We start from the raw sequence: 7499 nt of genomic DNA, 5'->3' as shown, positions 1-7499 counted from the left end.
ATTCGTCTAGGCCTGCAATCACTCACAGGCTCAAGCAACCTACCCGCTTCCAGCATGGGCCATGCCTCAGGAAGCCTATTTGGTTTTGCTTCGGGTGGAGTTTACCTTGCACTAATGATTACCCACTAGCCGGTGCGCTCTTACCGCACCCTTTCACCCTTACCTACTAATAAATTAGCAGGCGGTCTCCTCTCTGCTGCACTTGTCGTTAGCTCGCGCTACCCAGGCGTTACCTGGCACCCTGCCCTTTGAAGCCCGGACTTTCCTCCCCTTTTCAATACTTTAGAAATACATCTTAAGCAATCAAAGCGGCGACGATCTGGCCAACTCCGCGGCGTATTATACGGTAAAGCGATCACACTACAAGTAGTTAAAGCAATTATAATTACTGTAACAATTCTTAAATTAAAATAATAAGCAAACAAGTAAACTATTTCGTTTTTTCAAACGACTAGCATTAACAAATTAAGTTATTTTATAGACTAAAAGTATTTATAGATAAAAGGCTATTATAGATTAAAAGCAGTTATAGATTAAGGTTCATTAGATATTTAAAGTAATACATGAACTAAACCAAGAACTATAAATCTGCCTTTACTTATTAAAGGTAGATTTATAGTTTGAAAGGTAAAGTAGAAAACTAGTACAGCCTATATTCAACCTATAAATTTTCTAGGCCCCATTTATAAAGGTCATTTTTCTTAAGATGATGAATTTCAGCGGTGATCGCAGCTGCTTTTTTAAGCGGCAACTCTTTTTTTAATAAAGTAAGTGTTTTGATCGCTTCTACCGAGAGTGCATCTTTATCTTTGCTCGCACCAGCTACCATCAATACAAATTCACCACGACAATGGTTAGTATCTTGCCCTAACCAATCCAACATTTCACCAGCTGGCAACACGTAATACGACTCGAACATTTTAGTTAATTCACGTGCAATCACTAATTTACGATCCGCACCCATAATATTAATGATATGTTTCACCGTATCTTGAATACGGCGTGGCGATTCATAAAATATCATGGTCTGTGTTTCTTCTGCTAAAGCGGTGAGTTTCTCCGTTTTCGCCTTTTCTTTAACCGGTAAAAAACCTTCAAATGAAAATCTATCCGAAGGTAAACCTGCCGCTGAAAGCGCAGTAATAGCTGCACAGGCACCTGGCACAGGCACAACATCAACACCCGCTTCACGACATTCATTAACCAAATGGTAACCGGGGTCACTGATCAGGGGCGTACCTGCATCTGAAATCAAAGCAACAGATTGCCCTGCTTTAATTTTTTCAATTAACACTTTGCCACGTTGACGTTCATTATGATCATGTAATGGAAATGTAGGCTTACTTATTTGGTAGTAACTTAATAGTTTACCGCTATGGCGGGTATCTTCTGCTGCAATTAAATCAACGCCTTTTAATATTTCAATGGCGCGGTAAGTAATATCTCCAATATTGCCCAAAGGAGTGGCAACAATATACAATTTTGCGCTTACTTCGTTATTTAATTGATTATTTTCAGACATATTTGACTCTATTAAAGTGTTAAGGATTGTTTAACTAAGTCGGCAATATTACACTATAGGCATCTTGATACCTATCTGAAAACTGATCTGAGATTGGTTTGATTAAAAAGGACAAAAAATTTGAACACTGCAATCTTATCTAAACGCGCTTTATACTTTCCTCTCATGGTTTTGAGCATGTTGTTTGTGTCCGCTTGTTCTGTCATTGAGCCAGATAAAAGTACAGCACCAACATTATTTACTGAGTTTAATGAATCAGCACAATATTTATTAAAACAAGCCGATAAACTCGATGAAGCTGACAATACGCCATGGCAATTAGCCGCTGTACAAGCCTTAACACAGGAAAATAAGTTTGTTTTGGCAGATTCTGTGATTGAGCATTTACAAAAGAAAACGCTGACGACACAACAAAAAAATCATTTATTGTTATTGATTGCTGAAAATGACTATGCGCTTAATCAATTTGATAAAACCGATGCAATACTTAAAAAGATTACTCAAAATGTATTAAGTGCGCCGGCGAATCTACACTACTTAAAAATAAAAGTTGATTTACAAGTTAGTAACAAAGAACATCAAGCGGCGTCCGATACATTACTAGAATTAACACCTCTATTAACCACAGGGCAAGATAAACAAACTTACAATGATTTGTTGCTAAATGAGCTATCGTTATTAGACCCAAGTGTTTTAAACAAATTTAAAAAAGTTACGTCAAGCGCTGAAATATTCTCAAATAAGGCCCTAGTAACCGATGCAACGGGTGAAAATACGAATGCACAAACAGCACTTGTTACACAGCAAAAAGAGATGTTTGTACATGGCTGGTACACATTAGCTAGCGTTTATCAACGCTATCAATTACGCAATAATCAATTACTGCAAGCGGTGGACGCTTGGAAGTTAGCTTATTCAAGTCACCCTGTTATTAATTATATGCCTACGCAATTAACTAACATTGAAGAGGCGATTCCTTACAAAGCAAATAAGATTGCCGTGTTATTACCATTATCTGGTCGATTCAAGAAACCAGCTGAAGCAATACAATATGGCATCAGCCATGCTTTTTATAATCAATTAGCATTGAAAAAGCAGTTAGATAATGAACAAGATCAGTTTAAAGAGTCTGACCCGACAATCGCTTATACACCTGAGATCATTATTCCTAGTGAGTTAAAATCGCCTCCAGCCGATTTGCTTTTTATTGACACAACAAAACACACTGCACAATCAATTGCAGACCAACTACATGCTCAAAGTATTGATTTTGTAATCGGTCCTTTAGTGAAATCTAATATTGATCAGTTATTACCTTTGATTACAGATATTCCAGTATTAGCTTTAAATCGCTTCCAAGAGGATGATGAATCAGCGGCGGCAAGCTCATCAATTCATTACGCGTTTCCACTTTCTCCGGAAAATGAAGCTGAACAAGCTGCAGAAATGATCTTCAAAAATAATCATAAAAAACCTTTATTATTAGCGCCAAAATCTAAATTTGGTGAGCGCGTTGCAGCTGCATTTGAAGCACGTTGGATAGCGTTAAATGAAGAGCAACAAGCAGAGTCTGATTATGGTGTAGAGGGGTATCCTGCTGAAACGCATTATTTTGCTGCTAAATCAGAGTATCCAAAGTTAATATCGACGGCATTACAAACAGATAAAAGCCAACAACGTATTAACCAGATGAGATCGGTGGTTGGCTATGGTATTAAATCGGAGCTCAGAAGCCGCCGCGATGTGGATGCTATCTATATTATTAGTAGCCGTAGTGAATTAATTTTATTGAAACCTTTTATTGCGGTGACGGTCAGCCCTTTTGCTAAAAGTATTCCTCTTTATGCAAGTTCACGAAGCCATGCTTCTGATTTAGCTAATATTCAAAATAAAGAACTTTCTGAACTGACGTTTTCAGACATTGCCTTTTTAATGGATGACGACAGTCAGATGAATAAAAATATTCAAGCAATCTGGCCACACCAAAGCTTTAGAACATTACGTTTGTTTGCATTGGGTTATGACAGCTACAATTTAATTGAGCAGTTAAAACAAATGCAAGTTATTGAAGGATATAAATATCAAGGTTTAGTGGGTGAGTTAACATTAGATCAGCGCAATACGTTACGTAGTAAGTTACACTGGGCAAAATACCAAGAAGGCGAACTCGTTGAAGTTACCTCGTCTGTTTCAGGCCAGTAATAACAGTGGCGTAAAATACGAACAACAAGCCTTGGATTTTTTACAACAGCAAGGCTTATTGCTTGTATGCCAAAATTTCTATTGCCGATTCGGTGAAATAGATTTGATTATGTCAGACCAAGATACATTGGTTTTTATTGAAGTACGGTATAGGAAAAATCAAGATTATGGTGGCGCACCGGCCTCCGTAACCTATCAGAAACAACAGAAATTAATTAAAACAGCAAAGCATTATTTATCGCAACTTAATAGTGAACCCTATTGCCGTTTTGATGTGGTCGCGATCAGTGAAAAAACATCAACACCGCAATGGATACAAGATGCATTTCAAGAGTAACATGTCACATGATTAATGAAAAAATTCAAGCTCACTTTGCAGAGAGCATTCAAACTAAGATCGTTGCAGCGGAAGCGCTGCCAGAGCAGATAGAAGCAGCAGCACTATTACTCAAAGATTGTTTAATCAATGGCCATAAACTGTTGGTTTGCGGTAATGGTGGTGCAGCAGGTTTAGCACAAATTTTTGCATCACACTTACTTAATCGCTATGAAACAGATCGCCCTGCTTTACCTGCCATCGCGATCACTTCCGATTCATCGTTAGTTTCAGCGATTGCCAGTGATAGCCATTTTGACCAAATTTATGCACGCCAAATATCTGCATTAGCACAACCGGGTGATGTATTAATTACTATTAGCCATGGTGGTAATAGCCGTAATATGGTGAAAGCCGTTGAAACAGCACTCAGTAAAAATATACAAATTGTTGCTATGACAGGGGTTGATGGTGGCGAAATTGCAGGCTTATTAGGAGCAGATGATATTGAAATACGGGCACCAAGTGATAAAGGTGCACGCATTGAAGAGATTCATTTACTCGTGGTTAACTGTTTAAGTGACTTAATCGATCAACAATTATTCCCACAGTATTAAGCCTACTGCTCGTTACTACTTTGATCTTGTGTTCCATGAGGTGTTTTGATCGAAGCAGACAAAGGATGCCTGCTTATCTAAGTCATGATAGACAATAAAGAACAACACCCTGTAGTGATGCCAAGTAAACGGTTTGATGACTATTTATAGTGCCTTTTCACTTATTTATGTGCGCTAACTACCGGACATCAACCTAGGCTTATATAAAAAGCCAGGAACTCGTTGTAAAATAAACTTGAAAGATTCACCGTCTCTAGGAAAAATTATGAAATATATAACCCGTTTTTTACCCGCTTTATTATGCTTTGCACTGTTACAAGGTTGTGCGAGTGGTTTGATTGTTGCTGCTGGTACCGCGGTCGCGGTTAATAGTGATGAGCGTACTCTTTCTCAACAAATTGAAGATGATCGTTTATCCATGGTAGCCATTGATAAAGTCGTTAACTCAGACGTATATAATAAAAATATGCGCATTAACATCGTCACTAATAACAGCTTTATTTTATTAATTGGACAAGCAGATAGCCAGGCGAATAGTAATAAAATAGAAGATATATTGATTAATATTGATGGTATTAAAGGGGTTTATAACCAACTACGCATCGGTCAAACCATCGGCCTAGTCAGACAAACACAAGATACTTGGCTAACGGCTAAAGTCAAAAGTAAGCTTACTGGACACGATAAAGTCGACCCTTTAAAAATTAAAGTGGTTACTGAAAATGCAGAAGTATTTTTAATTGGTCAAGTAACCAAAGAGATGTCTGACTTTGCGACCAACATTACCAGTAATGTTGAAGGCGTTAAACAAGTAATCAGAGTGTTTGAAGTGATACCAGAGAAAAAATAAGTAACAATAGAAGGCTCTGTTACCTAGGTTTTATGCTCATAAGTGTAGTCATTAGTCATTAGAGATTAGGCATTAAATATATAAGCTTAAAAGCCTTTATTATTGTCCAGCATTTAAAATTGAAAGTATAAAAAAGGGAGTGACTACATAATGTAGAGACTCCCTTTTTTTATCATTACTTTTTGGGTTTAACTTTTAGTTTATTTTCAAATATGGCAAGTGCTATGCTTGTTTCACTAAGCTGTAAATGGCTGTCGATTTACTCTTTAGCTCATTACAATGCTCACACCAAAAACTCACCGCACCACAGGCCTTTAAACGCTGTAATGGTTGTCCACATTCACGACAGCAAACGTTAACTACAAAATCACTGTTACAACTTGAACAATGGCGTTTTAATTCGCCACTATGCGTTAACTCTGATTCACAATCTGGACAAGATAACTGCATATTACTTCTTATTTTTACTGTTAGCGTAGTTGCGTAATAAACGTTGACGTTTATACATTTGATGCGGTGTTAGTTTATTACGACGGCCTTCAAATGGGTTACTTCCTTCTCTAAACTCGATACGGATCGGTGTCCCCATGATCCCTAACGTACGACGGAAATAGTTCATTAAGTAACGCTTATAAGAGTCCGCTAATTTTTTAACTTGGTTACCGTGAATAACGATCAACGGTGGGTTATAACCACCTGCATGTGCATATCGTAATTTAACACGACGTGCGCCAACCATTGGTGGCTCGTGGTCATCGGTTGCCATACCCATAATACGGGTAAGCATCGCCGTTGAGATTCGTTTAGTTGAAGAGATATAAGCTTCTTCTACTGATTCAAATAAATGTCCAACACCCGTACCGTGTAGGGCAGAGATAAAGTGAATTTTAGCAAAATCGATAAAGCCTAAACGGCGATCCAATTCTGTTTTAACACGTTCTTTATCGTATTCTGTCATGCCATCCCATTTGTTCACTGCAATCACTAATGAACGGCCTGAATTTAAGGTGTAACCTAATAGGCTTAAATCTTGATCAGAAATACCATCACGCGCATCAATAATCAACATAACAACGTTTGAATCTTCAATCGCTTTTAAAGTTTTAATAACAGAGAATTTCTCAACGGTTTCATTGACTTTTTTACGCTTACGAACACCGGCGGTATCGATCAGAATATATTCACGTCCATCGCGTTCCATAGGAATATAAACACTGTCACGCGTTGTACCCGGCATATCAAATACTAATACTCGCTCTTCACCTAAGATACGGTTAGTCAATGTTGATTTACCAACATTAGGACGGCCAATCAGTGCAAGTTTAATCGGTAAAGCGGCTAAACGTTCTTGTTCTTTAGCAATTTCATCTTCGTCTTCATCATCGTAATCCAATGCAAATTCATACTCATCAACTTCATCTGAGATTGGATTTTCTTGATGGAACTCTTCTAGTGCAGCATCAATCATTTGACGTACACCTTTACCGTGCGCAGCTGCAATTTGATAAACTTCGCCTAATGCTAAGGCATAAAACTCGCCACACATTGAATCCGCATCAATACCATCAATCTTATTCGCCACGATCATGACTTTTTTGTTTTGCTTACGTAAATGCGCGGCAATCGCTTCATCGGCAACGGTTAAACCAACTCGTGCATCTACTAAAAATAATACGGCATCGGCTTCTTCTATCGCAATTAATGATTGCTCAGCCATTAACGCATCAATGCCCTCTTCATCGCCTTGAATACCACCGGTATCAATAACAATAAATTCAAGTTCTTCAACTTTGGCTTGACCATATTTACGGTCACGCGTTAAACCGGGGAAATCGGCAACTAGCGCATCTCTGGTGCGAGTTAAACGATTGAAAAGCGTAGATTTACCTACATTAGGGCGACCTACTAAAGCGATGACTGGTAACATATTTTTTGAAATCCTATAAACTAAAAAAGCCCCATGCACAGCAAGGGGCTACAGTATAGCGTAAA

7 protein-coding genes and 1 other RNA gene (1 of these 8 cut by a window edge) are annotated in these 7499 nt (G+C 38.1%); 4 read left to right on the top strand and 4 right to left on the bottom strand.

The window, feature by feature from the left end:
* Positions 1–331, bottom strand: an RNA gene (gene rnpB, locus H5084_RS08975) — RNase P RNA component class A (it extends 143 nt beyond the left edge of the window).
* A gap of 330 nt (positions 332–661) precedes the next feature.
* The gene (gene rsmI, locus H5084_RS08970) at positions 662–1522 is read right to left on the bottom strand and encodes a 16S rRNA (cytidine(1402)-2'-O)-methyltransferase (protein WP_028869814.1); all 861 of its coding nucleotides are present in this window, start codon (positions 1520–1522) and stop codon (positions 662–664) included.
* Positions 1523–1642: 120 nt separating this feature from the next.
* Between rsmI and H5084_RS08965 the strand changes: the two genes are divergently transcribed.
* From H5084_RS08965 to H5084_RS08950, 4 genes are all read left to right on the top strand, one after another.
* A complete protein-coding gene (locus H5084_RS08965; protein ID WP_182690221.1) occupies positions 1643–3724 on the top strand; it encodes a penicillin-binding protein activator in 2082 nt (693 codons plus the stop codon).
* A complete protein-coding gene (locus H5084_RS08960) occupies positions 3693–4061 on the top strand; it encodes a YraN family protein (RefSeq protein WP_028869812.1) in 369 nt (122 codons plus the stop codon). Before H5084_RS08965 ends, H5084_RS08960 begins: the two co-directional genes overlap by 32 nt.
* A gap of 8 nt (positions 4062–4069) precedes the next feature.
* Complete coding sequence (locus H5084_RS08955; protein ID WP_182690220.1) at positions 4070–4657, top strand: SIS domain-containing protein; 588 nt, start codon at positions 4070–4072, stop codon at positions 4655–4657.
* Positions 4658–4922: 265 nt separating this feature from the next.
* Positions 4923–5507, top strand: a complete 585-nt coding sequence (locus tag H5084_RS08950; RefSeq protein ID WP_182690219.1) for a BON domain-containing protein — start codon at positions 4923–4925, stop codon at positions 5505–5507.
* Between the two features lie 222 nt (positions 5508–5729).
* Here H5084_RS08950 and H5084_RS08945 read toward each other — a convergent pair whose 3' ends face one another.
* Together H5084_RS08945 and der are read right to left on the bottom strand one after the other, a co-directional pair.
* A complete protein-coding gene (locus H5084_RS08945; RefSeq protein WP_028869809.1) occupies positions 5730–5957 on the bottom strand; it encodes a zinc ribbon domain-containing protein in 228 nt (75 codons plus the stop codon).
* Position 5958: 1 nt separating this feature from the next.
* Positions 5959–7434, bottom strand: coding sequence for a ribosome biogenesis GTPase Der (der, locus tag H5084_RS08940; RefSeq protein ID WP_028869808.1), 1476 nt, complete (start codon positions 7432–7434; stop codon positions 5959–5961).
* Positions 7435–7499: the final 65 nt, after the last annotated feature.

This window comes from Psychromonas sp. SR45-3 (assembly GCF_014163575.1).
Classification (GTDB): domain Bacteria; phylum Pseudomonadota; class Gammaproteobacteria; order Enterobacterales; family Psychromonadaceae; genus Psychromonas; species Psychromonas arctica.
This window is presented reverse-complemented; position numbering and strand designations above follow the sequence as displayed.